The following is a 24,227-nucleotide window of genomic DNA, read 5'->3' as shown; positions in this document are numbered from 1 at the left end:
GTAAACCATAAATAAAAATAAAGGGGGATTCAATATGGAGCCAGTTAATTTTGGAATATTGTCAATACTGCCGGCAGTGGCAGCGCTTGCATTGGCGTTTATTACCAGAGATGCTATATTTTCACTGATTGTAGGATGTCTCATTGGTCTTGTAATCACAGGGCAAAACATATTTGTAGGGGTATCACAACTGATGCAAGGTGCCCTTGGCAATGCAGACTTTATTTGGGTATTAGGCATTGAGGTATTTGTTGGTATTTTGGTTGCATTGTTTCAAAAATCAGGTGCGATTGATGGATTTACAAAGGCCCTTGAAAACAAAAGCATCAAAGCACGTGGTGCGCAATTGCTAGCTTGGCTGTTAGGAATTTTTATCTTCTTTAGTGATTACTTTAGTCCGCTATATACAGGAACGGTTATGCGGGATATTACGGACAAAGCTAAAGTATCCAGAGAGAAATTATCTTATATTTGTGATTCGACCTCCGCTCCAATATGCACCCTTATCCCATTTTCATCATGGGGGATATATATTGCAGGCCTATTGGTGGGAATCGGCGTGTTTGCAGATAAAATGACTGCACAAAATGCAGTGGTACAAATGGTGAAATATAATTTTTACGGAATATTTGCAATTGCTATGGTAGGATTGATTGCAGCCGGTATTATCCCGGATTTCGGTCCAATGAAAAAAGCTGAGAAAAGAGCGAGGGAAGAAGGAAAAGTACTTGCGGATGGCGCAAAACCCCTTATTGGCAAAGAATTATCAGAAATAAAGCCAAACGCAGGAATCAAACCGAATTTGTTTATAAATTTTTTCATGCCGGCAATTATCATTATTGCTACAACGGTCGGTACATACCTGGTTCTTGGTTCGGCCAAAACATTAGAGGCATTTATTGCAGCTGTTACTTACCAGTTTATTGTAATGCTAATACAACGAATGGGAACCATTCAAGAATTAGTGGAGACATCTATTAATGGAATCAAAGGCGTTATGTCGGCAATCATTATCTTAGCATTGGCTTATTGTTTGAACAGCATCACAAAGCAGCTGGGGACAGCCAGTTTTGTAATTGATGCAACAAGTAATTGGATTACGCCTACATTGTTATTGGTATTTACTTTTGTCATCTGTGCGTTTATTTCGTTCTTTACCGGTACTTCATGGGGAACTTACGCGATTATGATTCCAATTGCAGTACCTTTGGCATTTGATATGACAGGAGGAGCTGCTACAGGTTTAGTCTATGCAACCATTGCTTCAGTAGTTGGAGGAGGCTGTTTTGGGGATCATTGCTCGCCCCTTTCAGATACAACCATTTTATCATCCCTTGGAGCTGGTGCCGATCATATAGATCATGTGAAAACGCAGATTCCCTATGCCCTATCTATTGGTGCACTTACCTGTGTATTATATTTAATCCTTGGAATTACACTCTAATAAGGAGGGACGCTGATGATTATAGGAATTCCAAAAGAAATAAAACCCCAGGAATACCGAGTAGCATCAACACCGGACTGTATGAAACGGCTTATAAATCAAGGACATTCTGTACTCGTGGAGAAGGGCGCCGGGATAGGGGCAGGGTTTTTGGATACAGATTTTATTCAGGCAGGGGCTGAAATTGTTGACAGAAATAAGCTTTTTGAAAAGAGTGAAATGATCTATAAAGTAAAAGAGTTTTTTCCAGAAGAGTTTCAATACTTAAGAGAAGGATTGATTATTTTTACCTATATTCATTCTAATGCCCATCGTGAGCAAACCGATGCCTTTTTAGAGAAGAATGTGATTGGCATTGCCTATGAAGATATACAAGATCAAAATGGAGAATTTCCACTGCTAAAACCTATGAGTGAGCTTGCAGGCAAAGGTGGTTTTATCATGGCTTGCCAATATGCACAGAAATCGAATCATGGCAGTGGTCTGATGTTAAATAGAGTTCATGGCGTAAGGACACCCCATGTTACTATTATTGGCGCAGGGACGGCAGGCTTAGGCGCAGCTGAGCTTGCAGCAGCTTTTCAAAATCAAGTGTCTATATTAGAGATCGACTTGAACAAGCTAGAGCAGGCAAAATACAAACTTCCACCCAATGTGGAATTATTATGCTCCAATCATAATAATCTCATTGCATGTTTAAAGAAGACCGATGTACTCATGAATTGCATACTTTGGCCAAAGTGGAGAAAAGATCATTTAGTGTCTAAAGATATGCTAAAAATGATGAAACCTGGGGCATTAATTATTGATGTATCCTGTGATGAGGCAGGTGCAATAGAAACCTGCAGAGCTACCAGTCATGATGATCCAATATATATAGAAGAAGGGATTGTCCATTACTGTGTAGACAATATCCCTTCCACATTTGCAAGGACAGCAACGGAATCCCTGGCCAATGCAACACTTCCTTATGCCCTCGAGCTTGCAAATAAGGGGCCTAAAAAAGCGCTTGTTGAGAACCAAGCACTACGGAAGGGATTATCCTTTTATTTTGGAAATCTCACTTTAGAAGAAACCGGTAAGAAGCAAAATCGTTCCTATATTACTCCGGAAGAAGCTTTAGGGATGAGAGCGTAGCGATAAATATTATAGAAATAGAAAAAACTCCGTAATGGAGTTTTTCTATTTTTCAATAATCTGTTTTAGAAACTTTTGTGTTCTTTCATGTTTTGGTGTACAGAATATTTCATCTGGTGTTCCCTGCTCAACAACGACACCATGATCCATAAATATTACGCGATCGGCTACCTCTCTGGCAAAACCCATTTCATGGGTTACAATGATCATGGTCATGTGTTTTTCGGCTAAGCTGCGTATAACACTTAGGACTTCACCCACTAATTCGGGGTCCAGTGCAGAAGTAGGCTCATCGAATAATATTACATGGGGGTTTACTGCCATGGCTCTAGCGATACCGATTCGCTGCTGTTGTCCGCCTGATAAGCAAGATGGATATTGGTTTCGCTTTTCAAGCAATCCAACCTGGGTGAGTAATGCTTCACCCACTGTTTCCGCTTCGGATTTAGACATTTTCTTTACAGTGGTCAAGGCTTCTGTTATATTTTCCAGTGCAGTTTTATTTTTAAAAAGGTTATAGCTTTGAAATACCATGGCACTGGATTTACGAATGTTACGAATTTCCTGTTTATGAACTTTCTCAGCATTTACCTGAAAACCATTGATCGCTAGGATTCCCTTATCAGGGGTTTCTAAATAATTAAGACATCTTAGCAGCGTTGATTTACCTGAACCGGAGGGGCCAATAACAACGACTACTTCTCCATGGTTTATTTCTAAATCAATGCCTTTTAAAACCTCATTGTTTCCAAAACGCTTATGCAAATTTTGAATTTTAATCATAGAATCATCCTCTAATAGGCTTTATTTAAACGCATCTCCAGCTTTTCTAAAAAATAACCGATACAAATGGTAATCAGCCAATAAACCATTACAACGACCAAGTAGCTTTCGAAAAACTTATAGGTGGCTGCAGCTGACATTTTAGCTTGTGCCAGCATTTCTGATACGCCTAGTGTAAAGGCGAGGGAAGAACTTTTCACTAAGTCGATGAGACTATTGCCCAGAGAAGGTATGGCAACGCGGGCTGCTTGGGGAAGGACAACTCTTTTCATGCCTTGCCAAGGAGTCATGCTCAGAGATAGACAAGCTTCCATTTGTCCTTTGTCAACTGACTTGATAGCTCCCCGAATAGATTCCGCCATATAAGCGGCACTATGAAGGCTTAAGCCTAAAAAAGCGGCGGTATAAGCGTTCATCCTGGAAAACTGTGGGATAATTTGAGGTATTCCGTAATAAAGTAGGAATAATTGTACCAACAAAGGTGTTCCTCTAAAAAAGGATATATAGACCCTTGATAATGGATACAGAAGTTTGATTCTATAGGTTGCAATCAATGCCAGTGTGGTTCCTATGCACAAGGCAATCAATGAAGAAATGAAGGTTAGACTGAGGGTCACATGTACATATTGAAAGATTCTTGGAGAAACTCCCAGCATGAATGCAGTATCAATATTCAGATTCATCTTTATTACCTACCACTCTAGTTTATTTTTTGGTGATATCTGTATTAAACCATTTGTTGGAAATATTTTCTAAAGTACCATCTTCTCTCATTTCTATAATGGCCTCATCTATTTTCTCGATTAAAGCTTCATTATCATCGCTCTTTACAAATGGGAAAGAGTTTTCTAATGGCTTTACAGGATCGCCGCCTAATTGTAAGTCCAGTCCAGATTTCTGAATATTAACCACTCCGGCAAGCTTATCATTCATAACCGCATCAATTCTACCGATCGCCACATCTTGAAGGGAACCTATAAAGTCCTCATAAGTGATGACGTTAATTTCATTGTTAACATCATATTCCTTAATAAGCTGTTCATAATTTGATCCTAAACTAACACCTATTTTTTTCCCTTTCAGATCCTCTAAGGATTTGATTTCTTCATTTCCCTTTTTAACCACTAACTGGGCTCCGGAAAATACATAGGGAGTTGGAAATAAATATTTCTCTTTTCGCTGTTCTGTGATCGTAATTTGATTGGATATGGTATTGATTTTACCCGTATCCAACATTCCGAACAGACCGCTGAATTCTGCAGTTTCAAACTTTACTTCATAGCCAATTCTTTTACTGATCTCATTCCATACATCGATTTCAAATCCATCTAATTTACCCTCGGAATTCATAAAGGTAAATGGGGGATAGCCGCCAGAGGTACCGATGGTAATCGTTGGATTACCTACTTCATTACTAGGATTTAATGTACAACCAACAACTACAACTAACATCAATAAAGCCAATGATATCAAGGCTAAAGTTCTTTTCTTAAACAGCATTTTAACTTCCTCCTAAACCATAGTATTTTGATATGAATTTATGTATTTATTCTACCATCATGAAATTTTCATGTCAACCATTAATATTTTTTGGGTAACATATAATTAGCATACAGTTAAGTAGGAAGGGATCATTTTCAATATGGATAGATTCAAATGCAAATCATGGATAGCAGTAGATTAGTGCGACATACAGGGGAACACCACAGGGAGTGTTCCATGCATCACATACCGACAGGCTGTTATTTCCTGTAGGGGAGAACATTGTTCTCCCGATGCATATCATTAGCGGGCGCACACTGTGCGCCCCTACATTGTCTCCCACATAAGGATAGCGGTAGGGGCAGACCTGTGTGTCTGCCCAAAGAGACGGCAAAATTAACGGGTGGACACATAGGTCCACACTCCACCAATATGTCGCACTAATCTACTTATGCGAAAATGAAAACTTTGAAAAAATTTCTTTGAAAACCTATTGACAAGATCTAGAAGAAGGTTTAACATAGAATCAAGATACCCAAGGGGGGTATGGTATGAAGCTAAAATAAAGCAATTTTATTTATAAGATATTTCTTAGATTGAATAAGGGAATTTAAAGGAGTGAGAGGAATGCAAACGGAAAATCTGAAGGTTCTAGGGATGACCTGTGCCGCGTGCGCCAAAGCAGCAGAAAGAGCAGTAGGCAAACTGGATGGTGTTGAGAAGGTTAGTGTGAATTATGCTACTGAAAAAATGAATGTAGATTTTGATGGGGATAAAGTATCCATAGAGCAAATAAAAGCCGCCGTTTTAAAAGCTGGCTATGAAGCAAAGGAAGAAGATGATACAAAAGAAGTTTCGATGCCTGTATCGGGGATGACTTGTGCAGCATGTGCAAAAGCCATCGAGAAGGCTGTTGGAAAACTGAAAGGTGTAGAGAGCGTGGCCGTTAACTTTGCTACTGAAAAGGTAAGCGTTAAATACAATCCTAAAGATATACGGCTGTCTGAAATAAAACAGGCAATCACCAAGGCAGGCTATACCCCTTTAGAGGTTGAAAATAAAAATAGAGTAGATGAAGATAAAGAAAGAAAAGAAAAAGAAATCAAGACGCTGTGGATCAAGTTCGTTATATCCGCCATATTTACAATACCCCTTGTGTATATCGCCATGGGACCTATGGTGCCATGGTTAGGCTGGAAACTTCCAGCATGGTTGGAGCCGATGCAGTTTCCATTGTTATATGGATTAGTAGAGTTGGTATTGGTAATTCCGGTAATCATAGCGGGATATAAGTTTTATACTGTGGGATTTAAGGCAATTATTCGCCGCAGTCCGAATATGGATTCATTGATTGCCATGGGAACGGCTGCAGCCGTAATTTACAGCATATACTCAATTTACAGAATCTCTATCTATGATTTTATGTATGTAGATGATCTATATTTTGAGACAGCCGGGGTAATTATTACATTGATTCTTCTAGGTAAATACTTAGAGGCTGTATCAAAGGGAAGAACCTCAGAGGCCATTAAAAAGCTGATGGGATTGGCACCAAAAACAGCGATTGTTATTCAAGAGGATAAAGAAATAGAAATACCGATAGAAGAAGTAGAAGTAGGGGATATTATACTTGTAAAGCCGGGTGAAAAAATTCCGGTAGATGGCGAAGTCATCGAAGGTCACACTACAATTGATGAATCTATGTTAACCGGTGAAAGTATTCCGGTAGATAAAAAAGTAGGAGATAAAGTGATTGGTGCAAGTATCAATAAGCACGGCTCTATCAAATTTAGAGCAACAAAAGTAGGCACTGATACCGCATTGGCGCAGATTATCAAGCTGGTAGAGGATGCGCAAGGCTCCAAAGCACCGATTGCCCAGATGGCAGATATTGTATCCGGCTACTTTGTACCGATTGTATTTGTGATTGCTACCCTGTCCGCATTCATCTGGTATTTTAGCGGCCAAGATACTGTTTTTGCCTTGACAATCTTTATTGCGGTACTTGTAATTGCCTGCCCTTGCGCCCTTGGACTGGCAACACCGACTGCGATCATGGTTGGAACTGGTAAAGGCGCAGAGTATGGCGTACTGATTAAAGGGGGAGAAGCCCTCGAAACTACCCATAAAGTACAGACCATCGTATTTGATAAAACTGGAACCATTACGGAGGGGAGACCGGAGGTCACCGATATTGTCACCACGGATGTGATCGACCGAAATAAACTGCTTCAAATTGCTGCATCCGCAGAAAAGGGATCAGAGCATCCATTGGGTGAGGCTATTGTGCGTGGAGCAGAAAAGGAAAATCTGGTGATGTTGAAACTGGACAGATTCTTAGCGATACCAGGTCATGGTATTGAGGTAGAGCTGGATGGACAGGTGGTCCTCCTAGGGAATAGAAAGCTTATGGCAGAAAGAAATATAGCACTGACACAGTTGGAGGACGAATCAGACCGGTTGGCATCAGAAGGCAAAACACCGATGTATATGGCAATAGGAGATCAGTTGGCTGGAATTATTGCAGTAGCCGATGTGGTGAAGGAAAGCAGTGCCAAAGCAATCAAAAGGCTTCATGAAATGGGCATTGAAGTGGCTATGATAACGGGTGATAATAAGAAAACTGCACAAGCAATCGCAAAGCAAGTTGGAATCGATAGAGTTTTAGCAGAGGTGTTGCCTGAAGATAAAGCCAATGAAGTAAAAAAACTGCAGGAGGAAGGCAAAAAGGTAGCCATGGTTGGAGATGGAATCAACGACGCACCGGCACTAGCGCAGGCAGATATTGGAATTGCTATCGGTTCAGGTACAGATGTGGCAATGGAATCTGCAGATATTGTATTAATGCGAAGTGACTTGATGGATGTACCAACAGCCATTCAGTTAAGTAAGAGTACACTAAGAAATATTAAGCAGAATCTATTCTGGGCCTTTGCCTATAATATAGCAGGGATTCCCCTGGCTGCCGGCTTATTATATGCATTTGGTGGACCTAAACTAAACCCTGTGTTTGCTGCAGCGGCTATGTCTCTAAGTTCTGTATCCGTACTGACAAATGCATTAAGATTAAAAAACTTTAAACCTTATAAATAAAAAAACTTTATCATCAAGGAGGAAATAAAAATGAAAAAATTAGTTTCAATTGAAGGAATGAGCTGTGGTCATTGTGTAAGACACGTAGAAGAGGCATTAAAAGAGTTAGCAGGAGTTGTAAGTGTAGTAGTTGATCTAAAAGGAAAAAATGCAGTAGTAGAAATGAATCAGGAACTATCCGATGAGCAAATCAAAGGTGCTATTGAAGAAGCAGGATACGATGTAGTAGGGATCAAGGGATTATAACTAGAAATTTGTAGAACGGAGGGAGCCCTATGGATGATCCAAAGCAGAATATAGAAGAGCATGAGAACTGCTTAGAAGGTTGTCATCAAAGGACTTCAAGCAGATCAGAAAAAACGAAACAAGCGCTGATCACCCGACTCAATCGGATTGAAGGGCAAGTTCGAGGAATTAAAGGGATGATTGAAAAGGATATCTATTGTGATGATGTATTAATCCAAATAGCAGCCGTTCAATCAGCAATGAAATCTGTCAGTAAGCTTCTCTTGGAAAATCATATGAAAAGCTGTCTGATCAGCAGAATCCAAGCTGGGGAAAATGAAGTAGTAGACGAGCTTTTATATACCATTGAAAAAATGATGAAATAAACCCATATAAATGATCATTTAACTGGAGGAATAAGGATGAATATGAAAAAGACATTACTATTAGCTGCCACAGTAGGTATGACTTTTGTATTTTCTGCATGTCAATCAACCGATGTTGTTGGTAAGGTAGCTGTAAGCTCCTTTGAAGAGGTGCTGACGGCAGCATCAGCGAATGTAACCTTTGATGAGGAGAAAAATAGTTGGACCTTAGAATCACCTGCAGGGGATGAATTCAAATGGAGCAAGGATTTCAGCGCTACAGAAGCTGACAGCATTATTGAATTTGATGCTGCGCCTTTTATCGGTGCAGGCCTTGATTTGGCAAAACTGCCTGAGAACTATGTTTATGATTCTGAAACAGGCAGATTGGCGATGAATTTTGCATTGGGAGAAGAGAAATTTAATTACAGCGGCGAAGCGACTCCGCTAGACGCTTTCAAGAAGATTGTAGAAACAAAGAGAGATCTTATTGGATATCATGAAGCCCTGGATCACTATGGCATTGCATTAGGTGAAGGGAACATGTTCGAGTGGGCGAAAGACATGACGAAGAACGATAAAGATATTGTATTTGTCCTAAATCCCCAGCCATTTATTGATGCAGGTGTAAATCCGGATCAAGTAGAGGGATGGGTATTTGCAAAGGTTGAGATGATGGAAAATGGCAAAAAGTTTGAAGTAGATAAATTATTAAGACCCTTTGACTTAAAATAGTAGCATATGCTACAGTGATAGTATGAAAAAGTACAGTCAGAAACAAACGAAAAAGCTATTTTAATAGGCAAATATGTCTCTAACAATGATATAAAGCCGTGTACAGAATAAAATGATATTCTGGCACGGTTTTTGCTGTTTATGCTAAAGGATTATATATGAAAGCACTGATTAAGTGAAAATAGGGGTGGGAGTATGGAAAAAAAAGTTATGTTTTATTTAGATGGAATGACTTGTGGAAGTTGTGAAACGAGAATTGAGGCTGCGATTTCCGGATTGGATGGTGTTTATGAGGTAAAGGCTTCCTTTCGGCGGACGAAGGTGGAAATTGTATTTGATCAAAACAGAATTTCTCGGGAAAGGTTCATAGAAGTTATTGAGAAACAAGGCTATGAGGTTTTAGAAAAACCAAAGGATTCTGTGAAAAGTATTGTGCTTCTATTAATTCTTTTATTTGGAGGTTTTTATATCATACAAAACACCATCGGTTTCAATTTTATTCCTCAGGTATCAGAAGGCATGAGTTACAGCTTGATTTTTCTGGTGGGGCTTTTAACTTCTGTGCATTGTATTGCGATGTGCGGTGGGATTGCATTGTCTCAAAGCGTCCATTCAGATGAAGGCAAGGGAAAATTTATGCCCTCATTACTATACAATGTGGGAAGAGTTGTATCCTATACGATTGTCGGGGGAATTGTAGGCGGATTGGGTGCTGTGATCACTCCTTCAGGACAATTTAAAGGAATGATCGCAATTGGAGCCGGTGTATTCATGATTTTGTTAGGGCTTAAAATGCTGAATATTTTACATTTGCCGAATTTATTGGGATTTAGAATTCCAGGGATTTCTCTTGAGAAAATTAGAACTTCTAATCCGATAAGACCTTTTATTGTTGGACTTTTTAATGGTTTTATGCCCTGTGGACCACTGCAAACCATGCAGTTATATGCTCTGGGAACAGGAAGCATTACAAAGGGTGCACTATCTATGTTTTTTTTCAGCGTAGGTACAGTGCCGCTTCTTTTCCTCTTTGGAGCTGTTACTTCTATTATTAATGGCAGATTAAGCAGAAGCATGATGAAAATTAGTGCTGCATTGGTTATGGTTTTAGGCATTGTTATGCTTAATCGGGGCTTATCATTATCTGGTGTTGCATTAGATTTTGGGTTATCAAAAACCGTTCAAAATGAAACAAAAAAGGTGGTAGTAGAAGACGGAAGGCAAGTTGTGAATCTGATTGTAAACAATAGAGGATACATACCGGATGTGCAAGTGGTCCAGGTAGGTATTCCTGTGAAGATCAAGTTAGATGTACAAAGCATTAATGGATGTAATAATCCTATCATTATTCCTGAATATGGAATAGAGGCTGACCTAAGCTCAGCGAATCCAGTGATGGAATTTACACCTATGAAGGAAGGACCTATCCGAATTACCTGTTGGATGGGAATGATTACTACAAGGCTTACAGCTGTAAAAAATCTTGATAACATAGATAACAGCATTTCAGACAATCAGGGGTCTTCCAAAGGAATATGGGAGATAGAAAATAAGGCCGCTGCAGCGAGAATCGATGGAAATACGCAAATTATTGAAATGAACGTAGATGGTTCATCCTATAGCCCTAATATCCTGGTAGTACAAAAAGGAATCCCAACCCGCTGGGTGATCAATGTAGAAGAGATAGATTGGTTTAATAGTATCGTAACCATACCGGATGCAGGATTTGTTCAACCATTAAAAGAAGGGCAGAATGAAATAAAATTTACGCCAAATAGTCCGGGTGAGCTGACTTTTACATCCGGGACAGACAATTTTGTGGGTAAAATCGTGATTGTGAATGATTTAAATCGCGTAAACCTGAAGAAATTAGAGGACACGATTATAGAGGTACCGGATGGTGAAGGAGCAAGCTGTCATTAAAAAGAAAGTATCTATATAAAAGAACAATTTGGCAAGATACGGTGAATAGTTGTAGGATATCCTATATATTGTGTATCAAATGGTACAATGAAATAGCCATATGTACTCAGGAATCGTGATAAATGCTAATGATAAATCTTGGCATGATTTTTGCTTATATTATAGATTGATAATGTTTTAAAGGTTCCCCCCTTTAAAATATATATTTATAGCTAGTGAGTGTTTCACTAGCTTTTTTTTAAACCTCACTTTTCCTCTAAATTCTGGGAAGGGAGGATCTACGTGTCCTTCCGGAAATGATGTGGGCAGACACTCAGGTCTGCCCCTACGACTTTGGATAGATAAATCAAGATTCTCAATCACGCTTCTATAGCTACATTATTACAAAGGCACGACATTCTCTAGCGCAGTGCATACATATCTGAGCGCAGCTTTGTGACTCTGCATCCGGGAATCTTGCACATTCTGCACCGCAAACCTCACAAATATAAGCACATAGAGTAGCTGCCTGTTTCGCAAAGCAGCTATTTCTTGCGATAAACTTTGCGGTTAGGCCACAGATGTCGGCACAGTCCCTTAAAAATTGCAGTTGTCTCACACGATAATGAATGTCATATCTGTGCTTCAAATGGGTAGTCATGTGCTCACAGACGGCTTCACAGTTTTGAATGGTCTCTACTATTGGATGATGCTTATGATGCGGAGGCTTTGTAACATCAACAGGGTACGTGGGCTTATGGTCCACAGGATGGTCGGACATAAAACAATCCCCTTTCATTAATATTTATATTTTACAGTCAATATATTCTTTAGAGATATGAAGTGTGTTCTGTTAACAAAAATATTAAAATATTCGTACACGCCCTATAACGGAAGGGGTATGTTTAAGGTTAAAAAAGTTGGCATACAATTTGCATATAATTCTATTAAGAAAGGGGGAAGGCTGTTGAAACCGATATTCAGCATTGGACACTTTACGATCTATCTTTTTGGAATTACCATTATGTTAGGAATGCTGGCAGGACTGTGGATCATGACACGGGAGGCTAAGCGAAAAGGCCTAGAACAGCAGCATATGCTGGATCTGGCGCTATACACGATATTTGCTGGCATCATTGGAGCCAGATTGTATTATGTTGTTGCATTCAATTTTGAATATTATATGAGAAATCCGTTGGAAATACTGATGATTCAGCAAGGTGGGTTATCTATACAGGGTGCACTAATCGGAGGAGCCTTGTTTGGTTATTGGTATACAAAGAAAAAGGAAATACCTTTCTGGAGGGCTGCAGATACCTTTGCTCCAGGGATTATACTAGGACAGGCAATCGGTAGAATTGGATGCGATGTATTTGGGATACCAATGAAAAATATCTATCCATGGGGGATTAATATAAACAATCAAATCCTGCACCCAGCACAGATGTATGAAATGCTTCTGGACTTGATCCTCTTTGGATATCTCTGGAGAAATCGTGATAGAATCCAGTATGACGGACAGTTATTCATCAAATATATCGTAGGATTTTCAATGAATAGGTTTGTTGTAGAGTTTTTCAGAACAAATCCTATCATCTTTGGACCGTTTTCCATTGCACATCTTACCAGTGTCGGTATTATCGCAATTGCTTTCATAGCAGGAAAGATTATTAAAAGGAAGCAGGAAAACCTACAAATCGATGTAGCAAATGAAACAGCAGCTGTAAGAAATGGCGAATATATTCTCATACCAGCGATTGCAGCAGTAGGCATTTGGTTTTATTATTTTATTCACGGAACATCATATTAAGGAGGAATGAATAATGGAAAAACAAAATGAAAAAAAACAAAGCTGTCATGAAAGTAATAAAGAAGGACACAAGGGGGGATTAAAACATGGATTGATGATGATCCTTTGCTGTATGCTGCCGATACTGGTGATTGCAGCATTGCCTCTGCTTGGTTTAGGGGGAGGAAGGTTGTCTTCTTTTGCATTTTTACTTTGTCCCCTAATGCACATAGGGATGATGTTTATGATGCGAAAGTCAGGACATGGAGGCTCTTGTCATGGCAGTAAAGAGGATGATTATAAAGCAGAACGTGAATAGTGAAATGAATTAAATATATTTTTTATTCTATAAACTTCCGATTCGAAGGGGGAAAAGACATGTTTCCATTTTTTTATGATCCCAGCTTTATTTTAATTATACCGGCGATTCTTTTGGCCATGTATGCACAGAATAAAGTACAAAGTACTTTTAATAAATATGTTCAACATGGGGCTAAGCTTGGAATGACAGGCGCTCAACTGGCTTCAGATATTTTGCGAAAACAGGGGATGCATGATGTGAAAACAGAGTTGGTTGGCGGGCATATGACAGATCATTATGATCCCAGAAGTAAAGTATTGAGACTATCCTATAAAATTTACCACGGGACCTCCCTAGCTGCCTTAGGAATCGCCGCTCATGAGGTAGGTCATGCTATACAACATGATGAAGGATATGCATTGCTATCCTTAAGAAACATGATTGTACCTTTAGCGAGCATTGGTTCTCAGGCTGCATTTCCATTATTGTTTATTGGATTGTTAATGGGTTCCCAGTCTCTTGCGGGCTTAGGGGTTGTAGTGTTTATGTTTGCAGTACTATTCCAGCTGATTACATTACCCGTAGAGTACAACGCCAGCAGCAGGGCACTAGACCTCTTAACTGCAGGGAATTATATTAGTTTTGAGGAAGAAAAACCTGTCAAGAAAGTATTGGATGCTGCTGCACTGACCTATGTAGCTGCTACAGTAATGGCTGTACTTCAATTGTTAAGATTGCTAATGATTTCAGGGTTATTAGGCAGAAGAAATGACTAGCGTTAAAAAGATAAACACCTTAAAGCAGCACCCCTTTATTGGGGTGCTTTTATGATGATTGGTATTCTAAATATGGGCACATGTGTTTAATCTCCTCATTTAATTATAAATTTGAAATGTAGTATTTGAATTGGCATGATTATTGCAAGATAATTATCTAAGAGAGCAATTGATTGTGGAATATTATGCTTGATTTTTATACTATTTAAATAGGGACAATTTAGATATATAGAGATTAGGATTATTATGGAAGTATTTACTTATAAGATAAATGAGAGGAGGCGTTTTAATGAATGGGCGAAGGTTGATATTGTTTACGCTATTATTCATTCTTGTTATTATATTTATCTATAATTATCTATTCACACCGCTGTATTTTCAATATGGAGGGAGAATGGGTATGGGTATGCATGGGAGAATGGGAATAAATAGTACCTATAAGTACTATGTAGATTTTAGATATATATTGCTAATTGCGATAATCATCGCGGGAATGCTGCTATTTGATTTTCTTCAGTCGCAAAGTACAGTAAATAAATGTAGAAGATGTGGATTTGAAATTGAAAGTGATTTATGGAAAATATGTCCCATATGCGGAGCAAGCCTAAAAGGAAATCGGGGGGATGTTAAATGACTTTATTGTTTTTAATAGTAATTTCTATTCTAATATACTATGTCTTTATTTATAGAGACAATAATATGGATTTTTTTTCAATAAAGAAGGTCAAGAGATGTCCTAACTGTGGAAATACCGTAGAGAAAACATTTAACGTCTGTCCAATTTGTAAAGAAACGCTAAAGAAGAGTTGTGTAAATTGTGGAGAAAAAGTGGATGTTTTTTGGAAATACTGTCCTTATTGTGAAAAAGAAATTGAAAAGGGGATAAATGAATGAAGTCATTTATCAGAAGGTTTGCCTATGAAATTATCATCTTTATTCTCATGACAGCTGTAAGTATCATTCATTTTTATGCAATCGATTTTAGTGGAAAGCCATTTCATAATTTTTATAGACTCTTATATACCATTCCAATACTTTTAGCAGCTTTCAAGTATGGTTTTAAAGGTGGTGTTATCACCCCCATTATAACAGGACTGATATATTCTCCACACATCTTGCTGTCAACAGGGATTGGCAGTCAGACATATAATGAACTCCTTGACATAACACTTTTCTTTGTAGTGGGTATCATAACAGGAACCTTGGTTGAAAAGCGAAATATCAGGCTTATGAAACTGGAAAATCAACTGAAACAATATGTATTACTGGAAGAATATACAAATGGTATTATAGAAAGCATCAAATTAGGTGTGATTGTTGTGAATAATGATATGCTGATTACAATTATAAATCAAGGAGCGAAGGAAGTATTAAATATAAATGAAGACTATTTGGGAAAGGATTTGCATGAAGTTTTTATCTGTTGTGATCGTATAAAGGAGAAAATAAAAACAGCGATTCATCAGAATCATATAATCGAAAATAATGAATTTGTTGTTAAAAAAGAAGAAGAAAAAGAATTAAATATCAAGGTTAGTGTATTTCCTTTAACCTTTCAGGATATTAGCAAGGGAGCAGTTATTACTGTTGATGATATAACGGAAATGAAAAAGCTACAGTATCATATTCAAAGAAATGACAAATTAGCGGCACTAGGTGAATTGTCAACTGGAGTTGCTCATGAAATCAGAAATCCTCTGGCAATTATTAAAGCAGTAGGACAGACAATGAAAAGCGAAATACAAGATAATAAGGAAGCTTTGAAGGAGTTAGAAATCATTGATGAGGAAGTAGAAAGAGCAAATAAAATTGTTACTACATTAATGAAGTTTGCAAAACCAAATAAGAATATAATGGAATATTGCATGATCAATAATGTTATAGATGACATTTTGATGATTATGAATAAATATATTGTACAGAATGAAGTAAGTATTGTATTTAACAGAATGGCTGATTCCCAAGAAATAAAGGTTGATAAAGAATTGTTGAAACAAGCTTTCATGAATATAATCTTTAATGGGGTAGATGCTATGGCAAGAGGCGGTATTCTTAAAATTGCTACTGAGAATCTTGAAAACAAATGGATTAAAATCCGATTTGAGGATACAGGCATGGGTATTGAAGAAAAGCATTTAGAAAAAATATTTAATCCTTTTTTTACTACAAAAGATGAAGGGACCGGCCTCGGTCTTTCTATTGTTCATAGAATCATCGAAGACCATAATGGGCTCATAAATGTTTCCAGCAAAGCAGGACAAGGAACCATTTTTGAAATATTGCTGCCTGCTGGAGAGGGGGTAGGATCTAATCGATGAAGAAAATATTGATTGCAGACGATGAAAAGAATATGCGATGGGTTTTAGCCAAAAATTTAAAGGAAGTCGGACTTGCTGTGATAGAAGCAAAAGATGGAGAAGAGGCCTTCCATCAATTTTTAGATACAGAACCGGATATGGTAATCGTAGATTATAGGATGCCTAAAATTGATGGAATGGAAGTTCTACGAAGAATTGGCACGATTAATGAAAAAACTCCTGTGATTATGATAACGGCTCATGGTAATATGGAAGCGGCGGTTGAAGCCATGAAGCTAGGGGCTATTGATTATGTCTCTAAGCCCTTTGATATCGAAGAATTGATGATCAAAGTAAAGAAAGCACTCAATCTAAATGAATTAAACCAAGAGATTACCTATTTGCGGAACACCATTGCAGAGACCTTTGATAAAAAGATAATCGGCAGCACTAAAAGAATGTATCAGATTTTTGAATTGGTCGAAAAAATTGCAGATACAAATGCAACAGTACTCATTACAGGGGAGAGTGGAACAGGAAAAGAGCTCATTGCCAGTGCAATTCACAATAAAAGTTCCAGAAAAAACAAGCCCTATATTCGGGTTAACTGTGGCGCAATTCCGGAAAACCTCTTAGAAAGTGAATTGTTTGGATATGAGAAAGGCGCTTTTACAGGTGCGATGAATAGGAAACAGGGACGATTCGATAGGGCTCAAGGAGGAACAATATTTCTAGACGAAATTGGGGAATTGAGTATGGCGCTCCAGGTTAAACTTCTCAGGGTTCTGCAGGAAAGGGAATTTGAAAGGGTAGGAGGAACTGAGCTCATCAAGGCAGATGTGAGAATCGTGGCCGCAACCAATAGAAATCTGGAAAAAATGGTTGAAGAAGGCAGTTTTCGCGAAGATTTATTATATAGGTTAAAGGTTATACCGATACAGATCCCTCCTTTGAGAGAAAGAAAAGAAGACATTCCTGTGCTTATTGACTTTTTTATCGATAAATACGCAAAGGAAATGAATAAAGGAGATGTTCAGTTGAATAGAGATGTTATGGAAATACTTATGAACTATGACTTTCCGGGTAACATCAGAGAACTTGAAAATATAATTGAACGAATGGTAATACTGTCATCGGGAGGATGTATTACTACAGCTTTGCTGTCTGTGGAAGTCGTTAAAGGAGCATATTTAAATAAACAGGATATTTTTATACTCCCGGAAGAAGGCATTATACTGGAAGAACTGGAGAAAAGTTTAGTTCGGCAAGCATTGGAACGGGTTGGCGGTAACCAAACACAGGCAGCGCGTCTACTAGGCATATCCAGACATGCATTAATCTACAGGATAGAAAAATTTAATCTTAGTAATGGCGAAAGCAGCTAATAAGCTGCTTTTTGTTATTCTTTAGCACTATATTGGATATGTGGATTTTTCTACAGAGGGGTGTGCAAATTTGAACACTCGATAAATTTAGCATTAATAAAAAACTAGTTAGCAAAATCTATTTTGTAGATAAGCGGAATATAAGCACTGGTGAATCTCAGAAATAAAGTATTTTACTTATGATTATGAAATTAACAAATAATTTTTCAGCAGTTTTACAGTTGGCATGATTGTTGCGATAGTATATCGTCGTAAAAGATTAGTCCAAAGGGGGTGAAAAAATGAATAAAAATCCTTTTGTAAAGCTGATTGTGGTTGTATTGCTGGCGATTTTAGGACTATGGCTTATACAAGCCGTACTATATGGTACAGGCTTTGGATTTGGCGTAGGGTTTAGAGGGAACTATGGAGGTGGTCATATGTACATGGGGACAGGTTATGGCTATGGAGGATCCAGTGCTTATTTATTAATGCTTATGATTAAAGTGCTGTTTGTCGTATTTATTGTAGCATTAGCAGCAGGGGTTATCCTTTGGATTAAAAGCAATCTATTTACATCAGAAGATGTAGCGATTATCAAAAACAGTTTTTCAGGCAACCGAAACCTTATCAGCAAAGAAACTTGCAGCATTTGCGGGAAAGAATTGAATGCTGAGTGGAAGGTATGTCCACACTGTGGAAAAGAAAAAGAAGCAAAGGACGCATAAAGGAGGGAATGATTATGGAAAGAAATCCATGGCTTAAGCTTGCAGCAGTTGCGCTTATAGGAATACTCATCAGCTTTGGAATACTGTGGGGAATTAATGAATTTAACAAGAACTATTATTATGGCGGAATGCATACGGGATATGGCTATAATATGAATAGGATGTCGAATAATGATATGTACTACATGAATACGAACGGCATGAATATGCAAGGAAACATAAACATGAATGGTATGGCAATGATGCCTATGAACGACATGAACATGCAAGGAAGCGTGAATATGCAGGGCAATATGAATGGAATGGGCATGATGCCTATGAATGGTATGAACATGCAGGGTGGCATGGGCATGAAAGGAATGGGTATGATGGGCGGTATGAAAATGCACTAGCAGTAACTGAAACCTGGTATATTCCAGGTTTCTTTTTTTAAAAGAGTAGACTATAGTTTATGCGTCTATCCATAACATTCAAAAAATATTTTCTCTGTTGCTATATGTATTGTTTTTTTTTTATAAAAAGTTTTCTCAATTACATTGACAATGTTTAGAATTGGTGATAAATTCTATTAAATAAATCAAACTAAACAGATAAGAAAAGTCGGAATTAATTTGAGGAGGTCTTTAAATGAAAATTATTGTTAACGGAGAAGAGAAGAGACTTGAAAAAGAAGTGAATATATTAGAAATTCTGAAGATACAGGATGTAAAGATGCCAGAGACGGTCTCAATAGAATTGAATGGAGAAATTGTTGATAGAGATGATTTCACTAACACGATCGTCAAAGAGAATGATACAATAGAGCTTCTATATTTTATGGGAGGTGGCTCTATTGGATTTTAACGATCAGCAAATAGAGCGATATTCAAGACATATAATTCTATCTGAGGTTGGTGCAGAAGGTCAGCAAAAACTATTGAATTCTAAAGTCCTTGTGATAGGAACTGGAGGTCTCGGTGCACCTGCAGCTATGTTCTTGGCAGCAGCTGGAATCGGTACGATAGGCTTAGCAGATGGTGATAAGGTAGAGCTATCAAATCTGCAGAGACAGATTATCCATCAAACTAAAGACGTAGGCAAATTAAAGGTGGTATCTGGAAAAGAGACGATCAATGAAATGAACCCAGATGTAAATACAATTACCTATGACACATTTGTAAATGCCTCAAACATATTGGACATCATTAGAGATCAAGAATATGACTTCGTCATTGATGGCACGGATAACTTTGCTGCTAAATTCTTAATTAATGATGCCTGTGTTATTGGAAAAAAGCCCTTTTCCCATGCAGGAATTATAGGATTCAATGGTCAGCTAACGACCTATATTCCAGACAATAACACGCCTTGCTATCGGTGTATTTTTAAAGAGCCACCACCAGAAGGTGCTGTTCCTACCTGTAGCCAAGCGGGTGTATTGGGTGTTATGGGTGGTGTGATCGGTACGCTTCAAGCTACAGAAGCAATTAAATATATAGTAGGACTTGGAAAAAACTTAGCCGGATATCTGTTGACCTATGATGCTATTCATATGGAATTTAGAAAAATACGGATAAAACATAATGCAAGGTGTGGTATATGTGGTAAGGAACCTGCTATAAAAAGTCTGATAGATTACAAAGGACCTGTTTGCGGCTTTTAAATAGATACCTCGAAAGGGTGAGTTCTCATGATCGTAAAAATATCAAAAGAACACTATAACCAAATCCTAGAACATGCAAGAAATGAATTTCCACTGGAATGCTGCGGACTGCTGGCAGGGGTTAAAACAGAAAATGAAACTTCAATAGAAAAAATATATCTATTGAAGAATATAGACCAAAGCAGTGAGCATTTTTCTATGGATCCGAGGGAACAGTTTGCCACCCTTAAGCAAATGAGGACAGAGGGATATATGCTAGTAGGTAATTATCATTCCCACCCATATACACCCTCTAGACCCTCCGAAGAAGACAAACGATTGGCATATGATCCAAATATGATTTACGGAATACTCTCTCTGAAGGGGGAGCCTGTACTTAATTTTTTTAAAATAATAGAGAATAAATCAGTAGAAAAGCTAGTGTGTTTACCTATCTAGTTTATGAAGGAGGCAGTGCCGTGATAAAAATACCTCAGCAGGTCATAGAAGAAGAAAAAAATTACAGAGCTAAAGTAGAGGATCTAAAGAAGGGCCTCATAGAACCAGAAAGATTCAAACCCTATAGAGTTTCAATGGGAATATATGAACAAAGAGATAATGATACTTACATGATTCGCACGAGAATTCCGTCGGGTGTGATTCAGTTAAGCCAATTAAAAAAAATCAGCGAATTAGCTAAAGCATATTCACATGGATATATTCACTTTACAACAAGACAGGACATTCAATTTCATAAGGTCACTATAGAAGATACAGTAGAAATTATGGAAGCCCTCTTAGAAGTAGGAATCGTTACAAAGGGAACTGGCGGGAATACAGCAAGAAATATAGCATGCTCACCACTATCAGGAGTTTCTAAGGATGATGTTTTTGATGTGACATCCTATGCACTTGCTGCAACAGAATATTCCCTTAAGGATCCTACAATATTTAATCTTCCTAGAAAATACAAAATAGCCTTCTCAAGTTCGCCAGAAGATACTGGAAATGCAACAATTGCAGACTTGGGATTTATAGCTAAAACACTAAATGGTAAGAAAGGTTTTGAAGTATATGGTGCGGGAGGACTGGGTGGAAGTCCAAATGTATCTATAAAATTAGAAGATTTCATTCCAATTTCAGAAGTTTTGTATCATGTGCAAGCTATGAAAGATCTATTTGAAGAGGAAGGCGATAGGACGAATAAAAATAAGGCACGTATCCGATATATTCTGCAAAGATTAGGTGAGGAAGGATTCAAAGCAAGGTATCAAGAGATTTTGCAAAAGGTAAAACTTGAGAAAAATATAAAAGTCTCAATTTATGAGGAAATTCCGAGTAAATCGATAGGAAAACAAGTAAATGTTTTAAATCCTTTAGTAGTGGAGCAAAAAGCAGAGGGATTCTATTCTATATATGTTCATCCACAAAATGGAAATCTTCCGGTAGAGAATCTTGATAAAGTGATTGAATTTATTGATGCACTAGAATATGAACCTTCAATCCGTCTAAGCAATACACAGGGTTTTTTTGTTAGGGATTTAAAGGGTAGTGACGCTGAAAAACTGCTGGATATCATTCTAAAATTCAATACACCTTTTAACATTGACAACTCTATTGCATGTGCAGGTGCTGCCACTTGCAAGCTTGGCTTAGGACTGTCACAAAATCTCCTAACAGCCATTGTAAAGAGATTTAAGGATGAAGAGGAAGATATAAAAGCTCAGCTTCCAAAAGTATTTATATCAGGATGTCCAAACTCCTGCGGACAGCATCAAAAAGGTGAAATTGGACTTTATGGGAAAGCGAAAAGAGCAGTGGATGGACTTGTACCTATGTATGGAATATCTTTTGGAGGTGCTGTGGGGGTAGGAAAAGCAGTTTTAGGTACAGAATATGGGTCAATTCCAGCCAAAAAGATACCGGAGTTCTTCTATCAATTAGCCTATTTAAAAAGTAAGAAAAGAATAATAAATTTCACAGAATTTGTAGACCGAAACTTGGAAGAGGTAAAGGAGCTTATTCAGCAGTTTTCCACTATAGAATCCGAATCTGAAAATCCTGACCTTTACTATGATTTTGGGGCAGATGAAAAATTTTCTCTGAAGGGCAGAGGACCAGGAGAATGTAGTGCAGGAGTCTTAGATGTCATCAAGTTAGATATCGCTAATGCCCAATCTCATATCAATGATTTCATAAAGACGAAGAAATCTGCAAAGCTTTATGAAGCCAGTGTTTCGGCGACAAGAGCACTTCTTATATTAAAGGGTATTGATACTGCGAAGGAAAGATTAATTTTCAAAGAATTTGTACAGCATTTTATAGATACAGGTTATGTAAAAGAAGATGTAAAAGTCCTCATAGATCATCTACTGGACTACAAACTTGGCGATTTGAATAGTGTAGAAAGCCATTACGAAGATGTAAAATATTTAATCGATAGGGTAAGTCAGATGTATGAGTCATTAAATTCAAAACTTGAAATTACCTTACCCAAAGAAAAGGAAACTCTAGAAATAAAAGAAGCTGCTGGGAATAACAAAGAAAAATCTCTTCATGTGGTTGATTTGAAAGGGATAAAGTGTCCGATGAATTTTGTAAAAGCCAAAATAGAAATATCCAAAATTCAGTCTAAGGAGACCATCGGTTTTTATTTAGATGATGGTCATCCTATAAAAAATGTTCCTAATAGCCTTGAGGCAGAAGGCCATGAAATTGTTGAAATCAATGAAAACTTCGAGAGATATAATCTATTGGTTGTTAAGAAAAAGTAGGGAGGAGATGCTGTATGCTTTACGATAACATTCTTCAGACGATGGGGAATATACCTACAATTAAATTAAATAACCTGGCAGGAAGTGATGCTGCAGATATCTATTTAAAACTTGATTTGAGGAGTAAGAAGGTGAAAAGATGGAATTTCAAACAAAATTAATTCATGGTAATTGGAGTGGAGACAGCAAAACAGGAGCGACAAACGTACCTCTTTATTACTCAAATGCTTTTATCTATAAATCTGCAAAAGAACTTGAAAATATTTTCGCAGGCAGGGAAACGGGCTATGTATATAGTCGTATCGGCAATCCTACTGTGGAAGCCTTTGAAAAAAGAATTGCAGCTGCTGAAGACGGTGTGGCAGCTGTAGCCACATCCTCGGGGATGTCTGCGATATACCTTGCTATGATGAATATTTTAAAACCTGGAGATGAGATGATTGCATCTTCAGGAATATTTGGAGGAACCTATAATCTTTTCAAACATCTAGAAGACTATAGTATTCATGTAAAATTTTTAGGGAAGCTTGATGAGGAAACATTAAACAGTGCAATCACAGACAGAACAAAAGTAGTATTTGCTGAAACTATTGGTAATCCAAAGCTAGATGTTTTAGATATTGAGACTGTATCAATGATCTGTCAAAAAAAGAATGTGATCTTTGCTGTAGATTCAACAATAACTTCACCTTATCTTATGAGACCTATTGAATATGGAGCGGATATTGTCATTCACTCTACATCTAAATATATCAATGGAAATTCAAGTGCTATCGGAGGAATTGTTGTAGATGGTGGAAGCAAGAAATATAGGGACGATAAGTTTACAGGTTTCCAGCAGTATGTGAAACGTTATGGCAAGTTTGCATATACAGCGAAACTTCGAAATGAAATCGGAAAAGATATAGGTGCGGTAATGTCGCCTATGAACAGCTTTCTAAATCTAGTGGGAATTGAATCCCTAGGATTGAGAATGACAGCTCACTGTCAAAATGCTATTGGGCTGGCTGAGTATCTGCTTACACATGACAAAATTCTTCATGTGAATTATCCGCTGCTAGAACATTCAAGTTATTATGACATTGCTAAGAAGTATTATAAAAAGGGAGCAAGTGCAATCCTAACATGTAGATTAGGAAGCAAAGAAAATGCTTTTAACTTCATCGATAATCTTAAACTTATTTCGAACTTAGTAAATATAGGTGATGCTCGAACGTTAATTGTGCATCCGGCTTCTACTATCTGTATCCATAATACTTATGAAGAAAAAGAACAAATGGGTGTTTATGAGGACTTAGTAAGAATATCTGTGGGAATAGAAGAACTGACAGATATTTTAGAAGACATCGATCAGGCGCTTAAAAAAGTATAGTGGGAGGAAGCGTATAATGCACACCATTAATATATATGG

General features: G+C 37.7%; 26 protein-coding genes. 22 read left to right on the top strand and 4 right to left on the bottom strand.

The window, feature by feature from the left end; genetic code table 11:
• Positions 1 to 34 precede the first annotated feature (34 nt).
• Entirely contained in the window at positions 35 to 1,444 is a 1,410-nt protein-coding gene (locus Gferi_RS06240) for a Na+/H+ antiporter NhaC family protein (protein ID WP_069974763.1), read from the top strand.
• Between the two features lie 15 nt (positions 1,445 to 1,459).
• Positions 1,460 to 2,581, top strand: a complete 1,122-nt coding sequence (locus Gferi_RS06235; protein WP_069974762.1) for an alanine dehydrogenase — start codon at positions 1,460 to 1,462, stop codon at positions 2,579 to 2,581.
• A gap of 45 nt (positions 2,582 to 2,626) precedes the next feature.
• On the opposite strand, the gene Gferi_RS06230 is transcribed toward Gferi_RS06235, so the two are convergent.
• The 3 genes from Gferi_RS06230 to Gferi_RS06220 are packed head-to-tail and all read right to left on the bottom strand — an operon-like array spanning position 2,627 to position 4,864.
• The gene (locus tag Gferi_RS06230) at positions 2,627 to 3,364 is read right to left on the bottom strand and encodes an amino acid ABC transporter ATP-binding protein (protein ID WP_069974761.1); all 738 of its coding nucleotides are present in this window, start codon (positions 3,362 to 3,364) and stop codon (positions 2,627 to 2,629) included.
• A gap of 11 nt (positions 3,365 to 3,375) precedes the next feature.
• A complete protein-coding gene (locus tag Gferi_RS06225) occupies positions 3,376 to 4,047 on the bottom strand; it encodes an amino acid ABC transporter permease (RefSeq protein ID WP_069974760.1) in 672 nt (223 codons plus the stop codon).
• A 22-nt stretch (positions 4,048 to 4,069) separates the two neighbouring features.
• Positions 4,070 to 4,864, bottom strand: coding sequence for an amino acid ABC transporter substrate-binding protein (locus Gferi_RS06220; protein WP_069974759.1), 795 nt, complete (start codon positions 4,862 to 4,864; stop codon positions 4,070 to 4,072).
• 609 nt (positions 4,865 to 5,473) lie between these two features.
• Between Gferi_RS06220 and Gferi_RS06215 the strand changes: the two genes are divergently transcribed.
• The 5 genes from Gferi_RS06215 (at position 5,474) to Gferi_RS06195 (ending at position 11,187) form a co-directional block, all read left to right on the top strand.
• Positions 5,474 to 7,939: a heavy metal translocating P-type ATPase gene (locus tag Gferi_RS06215; RefSeq protein ID WP_069974758.1), complete on the top strand. Its 2,466-nt coding sequence runs from the start codon at positions 5,474 to 5,476 to the stop codon at positions 7,937 to 7,939.
• Between the two features lie 30 nt (positions 7,940 to 7,969).
• Positions 7,970 to 8,185: a heavy-metal-associated domain-containing protein gene (locus Gferi_RS06210; protein WP_069974757.1), complete on the top strand. Its 216-nt coding sequence runs from the start codon at positions 7,970 to 7,972 to the stop codon at positions 8,183 to 8,185.
• A 29-nt stretch (positions 8,186 to 8,214) separates the two neighbouring features.
• On the top strand, positions 8,215 to 8,550 hold the full coding sequence (locus tag Gferi_RS06205) for a metal-sensing transcriptional repressor (RefSeq protein WP_069974756.1): 336 nt from the start codon (positions 8,215 to 8,217) through the stop codon (positions 8,548 to 8,550).
• A 36-nt stretch (positions 8,551 to 8,586) separates the two neighbouring features.
• On the top strand, positions 8,587 to 9,264 hold the full coding sequence (locus Gferi_RS06200) for a hypothetical protein (protein WP_083273407.1): 678 nt from the start codon (positions 8,587 to 8,589) through the stop codon (positions 9,262 to 9,264).
• A 195-nt stretch (positions 9,265 to 9,459) separates the two neighbouring features.
• Complete coding sequence (locus tag Gferi_RS06195) at positions 9,460 to 11,187, top strand: urease accessory protein UreH domain-containing protein (RefSeq protein WP_069974755.1); 1,728 nt, start codon at positions 9,460 to 9,462, stop codon at positions 11,185 to 11,187.
• Positions 11,188 to 11,560: 373 nt separating this feature from the next.
• On the opposite strand, the gene Gferi_RS06190 is transcribed toward Gferi_RS06195, so the two are convergent.
• Positions 11,561 to 11,947, bottom strand: a complete 387-nt coding sequence (locus Gferi_RS06190; RefSeq protein WP_207645799.1) for a four-helix bundle copper-binding protein — start codon at positions 11,945 to 11,947, stop codon at positions 11,561 to 11,563.
• 186 nt (positions 11,948 to 12,133) lie between these two features.
• On the opposite strand from Gferi_RS06190, the gene lgt reads away from it, so the two are divergent.
• The 15 genes from lgt (at position 12,134) to Gferi_RS06120 (ending at position 24,188) form a co-directional block, all read left to right on the top strand.
• Positions 12,134 to 12,976: a prolipoprotein diacylglyceryl transferase gene (gene lgt / locus Gferi_RS06185; protein WP_069974754.1), complete on the top strand. Its 843-nt coding sequence runs from the start codon at positions 12,134 to 12,136 to the stop codon at positions 12,974 to 12,976.
• Positions 12,977 to 12,989: 13 nt separating this feature from the next.
• The gene (locus Gferi_RS06180) at positions 12,990 to 13,274 is read left to right on the top strand and encodes a hypothetical protein (protein WP_069974753.1); all 285 of its coding nucleotides are present in this window, start codon (positions 12,990 to 12,992) and stop codon (positions 13,272 to 13,274) included.
• 59 nt (positions 13,275 to 13,333) lie between these two features.
• Positions 13,334 to 14,032 (top strand): zinc metallopeptidase, encoded by a 699-nt coding sequence (locus Gferi_RS06175; RefSeq protein ID WP_069974752.1) that lies wholly within the window; start codon positions 13,334 to 13,336, stop codon positions 14,030 to 14,032.
• A gap of 289 nt (positions 14,033 to 14,321) precedes the next feature.
• Positions 14,322 to 14,666, top strand: a complete 345-nt coding sequence (locus Gferi_RS06170) for a hypothetical protein (RefSeq protein ID WP_069974751.1) — start codon at positions 14,322 to 14,324, stop codon at positions 14,664 to 14,666.
• Positions 14,663 to 14,926, top strand: coding sequence for a zinc ribbon domain-containing protein (locus tag Gferi_RS06165; protein WP_069974750.1), 264 nt, complete (start codon positions 14,663 to 14,665; stop codon positions 14,924 to 14,926). The genes Gferi_RS06170 and Gferi_RS06165 overlap by 4 nt, the downstream gene beginning before the upstream one ends.
• On the top strand, positions 14,923 to 16,350 hold the full coding sequence (locus Gferi_RS06160) for an ATP-binding protein (RefSeq protein ID WP_069974749.1): 1,428 nt from the start codon (positions 14,923 to 14,925) through the stop codon (positions 16,348 to 16,350). The genes Gferi_RS06165 and Gferi_RS06160 overlap by 4 nt, the downstream gene beginning before the upstream one ends.
• The gene (locus Gferi_RS06155) at positions 16,347 to 17,714 is read left to right on the top strand and encodes a sigma-54-dependent transcriptional regulator (RefSeq protein ID WP_069974748.1); all 1,368 of its coding nucleotides are present in this window, start codon (positions 16,347 to 16,349) and stop codon (positions 17,712 to 17,714) included. Before Gferi_RS06160 ends, Gferi_RS06155 begins: the two co-directional genes overlap by 4 nt.
• Before the next feature lie 281 nt (positions 17,715 to 17,995).
• A complete protein-coding gene (locus tag Gferi_RS28595) occupies positions 17,996 to 18,421 on the top strand; it encodes a zinc ribbon domain-containing protein (RefSeq protein WP_069974747.1) in 426 nt (141 codons plus the stop codon).
• 14 nt (positions 18,422 to 18,435) lie between these two features.
• The gene (locus Gferi_RS06145) at positions 18,436 to 18,813 is read left to right on the top strand and encodes a hypothetical protein (RefSeq protein WP_069974746.1); all 378 of its coding nucleotides are present in this window, start codon (positions 18,436 to 18,438) and stop codon (positions 18,811 to 18,813) included.
• Between the two features lie 235 nt (positions 18,814 to 19,048).
• Positions 19,049 to 19,264: a sulfur carrier protein ThiS gene (gene thiS / locus Gferi_RS06140; protein ID WP_069974745.1), complete on the top strand. Its 216-nt coding sequence runs from the start codon at positions 19,049 to 19,051 to the stop codon at positions 19,262 to 19,264.
• Complete coding sequence (locus tag Gferi_RS06135; protein WP_069974744.1) at positions 19,254 to 20,063, top strand: HesA/MoeB/ThiF family protein; 810 nt, start codon at positions 19,254 to 19,256, stop codon at positions 20,061 to 20,063. The genes thiS and Gferi_RS06135 overlap by 11 nt, the downstream gene beginning before the upstream one ends.
• A 27-nt stretch (positions 20,064 to 20,090) precedes the next feature.
• Positions 20,091 to 20,501, top strand: coding sequence for a M67 family metallopeptidase (locus tag Gferi_RS06130; RefSeq protein ID WP_330389604.1), 411 nt, complete (start codon positions 20,091 to 20,093; stop codon positions 20,499 to 20,501).
• A gap of 20 nt (positions 20,502 to 20,521) precedes the next feature.
• Positions 20,522 to 22,816 carry a sulfurtransferase TusA family protein gene (locus Gferi_RS06125; protein ID WP_069974743.1) on the top strand — a complete coding sequence of 765 codons (2,295 nt, stop codon included), beginning with the start codon at positions 20,522 to 20,524 and terminating at the stop codon, positions 22,814 to 22,816.
• 14 nt (positions 22,817 to 22,830) lie between these two features.
• Positions 22,831 to 22,977 carry a hypothetical protein gene (locus tag Gferi_RS27995; protein ID WP_156782334.1) on the top strand — a complete coding sequence of 49 codons (147 nt, stop codon included), beginning with the start codon at positions 22,831 to 22,833 and terminating at the stop codon, positions 22,975 to 22,977.
• The gene (locus tag Gferi_RS06120; protein WP_069974742.1) at positions 22,956 to 24,188 is read left to right on the top strand and encodes an O-acetylhomoserine aminocarboxypropyltransferase/cysteine synthase family protein; all 1,233 of its coding nucleotides are present in this window, start codon (positions 22,956 to 22,958) and stop codon (positions 24,186 to 24,188) included. Before Gferi_RS27995 ends, Gferi_RS06120 begins: the two co-directional genes overlap by 22 nt.
• Positions 24,189 to 24,227: the final 39 nt, after the last annotated feature.

The sequence above is a fragment of the Geosporobacter ferrireducens genome (assembly GCF_001750685.1).
Classification (GTDB): domain Bacteria; phylum Bacillota; class Clostridia; order Peptostreptococcales; family Thermotaleaceae; genus Geosporobacter; species Geosporobacter ferrireducens.
The sequence above is the reverse complement of the archived record's forward strand: the minus strand, read 5'-3'. Positions and strand labels throughout refer to the sequence as shown.

What these genes read in the sequence shown, in the direction of transcription:
- Gferi_RS06155 (WP_069974748.1), top strand. Translation starts at nt 16,347, where the DNA reads ATGAAGAAAATATTGATTGCAGACGATGAAAAGAATATGCGATGGGTT.
- Gferi_RS06235 (WP_069974762.1), top strand. Translation starts at nt 1,460, where the DNA reads ATGATTATAGGAATTCCAAAAGAAATAAAACCCCAGGAATACCGAGTA.
- Gferi_RS27995 (WP_156782334.1), top strand. Translation starts at nt 22,831, where the DNA reads ATGCTTTACGATAACATTCTTCAGACGATGGGGAATATACCTACAATT.
- Gferi_RS06210 (WP_069974757.1), top strand. Translation starts at nt 7,970, where the DNA reads ATGAAAAAATTAGTTTCAATTGAAGGAATGAGCTGTGGTCATTGTGTA.
- Gferi_RS06195 (WP_069974755.1), top strand. Translation starts at nt 9,460, where the DNA reads ATGGAAAAAAAAGTTATGTTTTATTTAGATGGAATGACTTGTGGAAGT.
- Gferi_RS06165 (WP_069974750.1), top strand. Translation starts at nt 14,663, where the DNA reads ATGACTTTATTGTTTTTAATAGTAATTTCTATTCTAATATACTATGTC.
- Gferi_RS28595 (WP_069974747.1), top strand. Translation starts at nt 17,996, where the DNA reads ATGAATAAAAATCCTTTTGTAAAGCTGATTGTGGTTGTATTGCTGGCG.
- Gferi_RS06190 (WP_207645799.1), bottom strand. Translation starts at nt 11,947, where the DNA reads ATGTCCGACCATCCTGTGGACCATAAGCCCACGTACCCTGTTGATGTT.
- thiS (WP_069974745.1), top strand. Translation starts at nt 19,049, where the DNA reads ATGAAAATTATTGTTAACGGAGAAGAGAAGAGACTTGAAAAAGAAGTG.
- Gferi_RS06240 (WP_069974763.1), top strand. Translation starts at nt 35, where the DNA reads ATGGAGCCAGTTAATTTTGGAATATTGTCAATACTGCCGGCAGTGGCA.
- Gferi_RS06215 (WP_069974758.1), top strand. Translation starts at nt 5,474, where the DNA reads ATGCAAACGGAAAATCTGAAGGTTCTAGGGATGACCTGTGCCGCGTGC.
- Gferi_RS06170 (WP_069974751.1), top strand. Translation starts at nt 14,322, where the DNA reads ATGAATGGGCGAAGGTTGATATTGTTTACGCTATTATTCATTCTTGTT.
- Gferi_RS06225 (WP_069974760.1), bottom strand. Translation starts at nt 4,047, where the DNA reads ATGAATCTGAATATTGATACTGCATTCATGCTGGGAGTTTCTCCAAGA.
- Gferi_RS06180 (WP_069974753.1), top strand. Translation starts at nt 12,990, where the DNA reads ATGGAAAAACAAAATGAAAAAAAACAAAGCTGTCATGAAAGTAATAAA.
- Gferi_RS06230 (WP_069974761.1), bottom strand. Translation starts at nt 3,364, where the DNA reads ATGATTAAAATTCAAAATTTGCATAAGCGTTTTGGAAACAATGAGGTT.
- Gferi_RS06145 (WP_069974746.1), top strand. Translation starts at nt 18,436, where the DNA reads ATGGAAAGAAATCCATGGCTTAAGCTTGCAGCAGTTGCGCTTATAGGA.
- Gferi_RS06220 (WP_069974759.1), bottom strand. Translation starts at nt 4,864, where the DNA reads ATGCTGTTTAAGAAAAGAACTTTAGCCTTGATATCATTGGCTTTATTG.
- Gferi_RS06175 (WP_069974752.1), top strand. Translation starts at nt 13,334, where the DNA reads ATGTTTCCATTTTTTTATGATCCCAGCTTTATTTTAATTATACCGGCG.
- Gferi_RS06200 (WP_083273407.1), top strand. Translation starts at nt 8,587, where the DNA reads ATGAATATGAAAAAGACATTACTATTAGCTGCCACAGTAGGTATGACT.
- Gferi_RS06120 (WP_069974742.1), top strand. Translation starts at nt 22,956, where the DNA reads ATGGAATTTCAAACAAAATTAATTCATGGTAATTGGAGTGGAGACAGC.
- Gferi_RS06160 (WP_069974749.1), top strand. Translation starts at nt 14,923, where the DNA reads ATGAAGTCATTTATCAGAAGGTTTGCCTATGAAATTATCATCTTTATT.
- Gferi_RS06205 (WP_069974756.1), top strand. Translation starts at nt 8,215, where the DNA reads ATGGATGATCCAAAGCAGAATATAGAAGAGCATGAGAACTGCTTAGAA.
- Gferi_RS06130 (WP_330389604.1), top strand. Translation starts at nt 20,091, where the DNA reads ATGATCGTAAAAATATCAAAAGAACACTATAACCAAATCCTAGAACAT.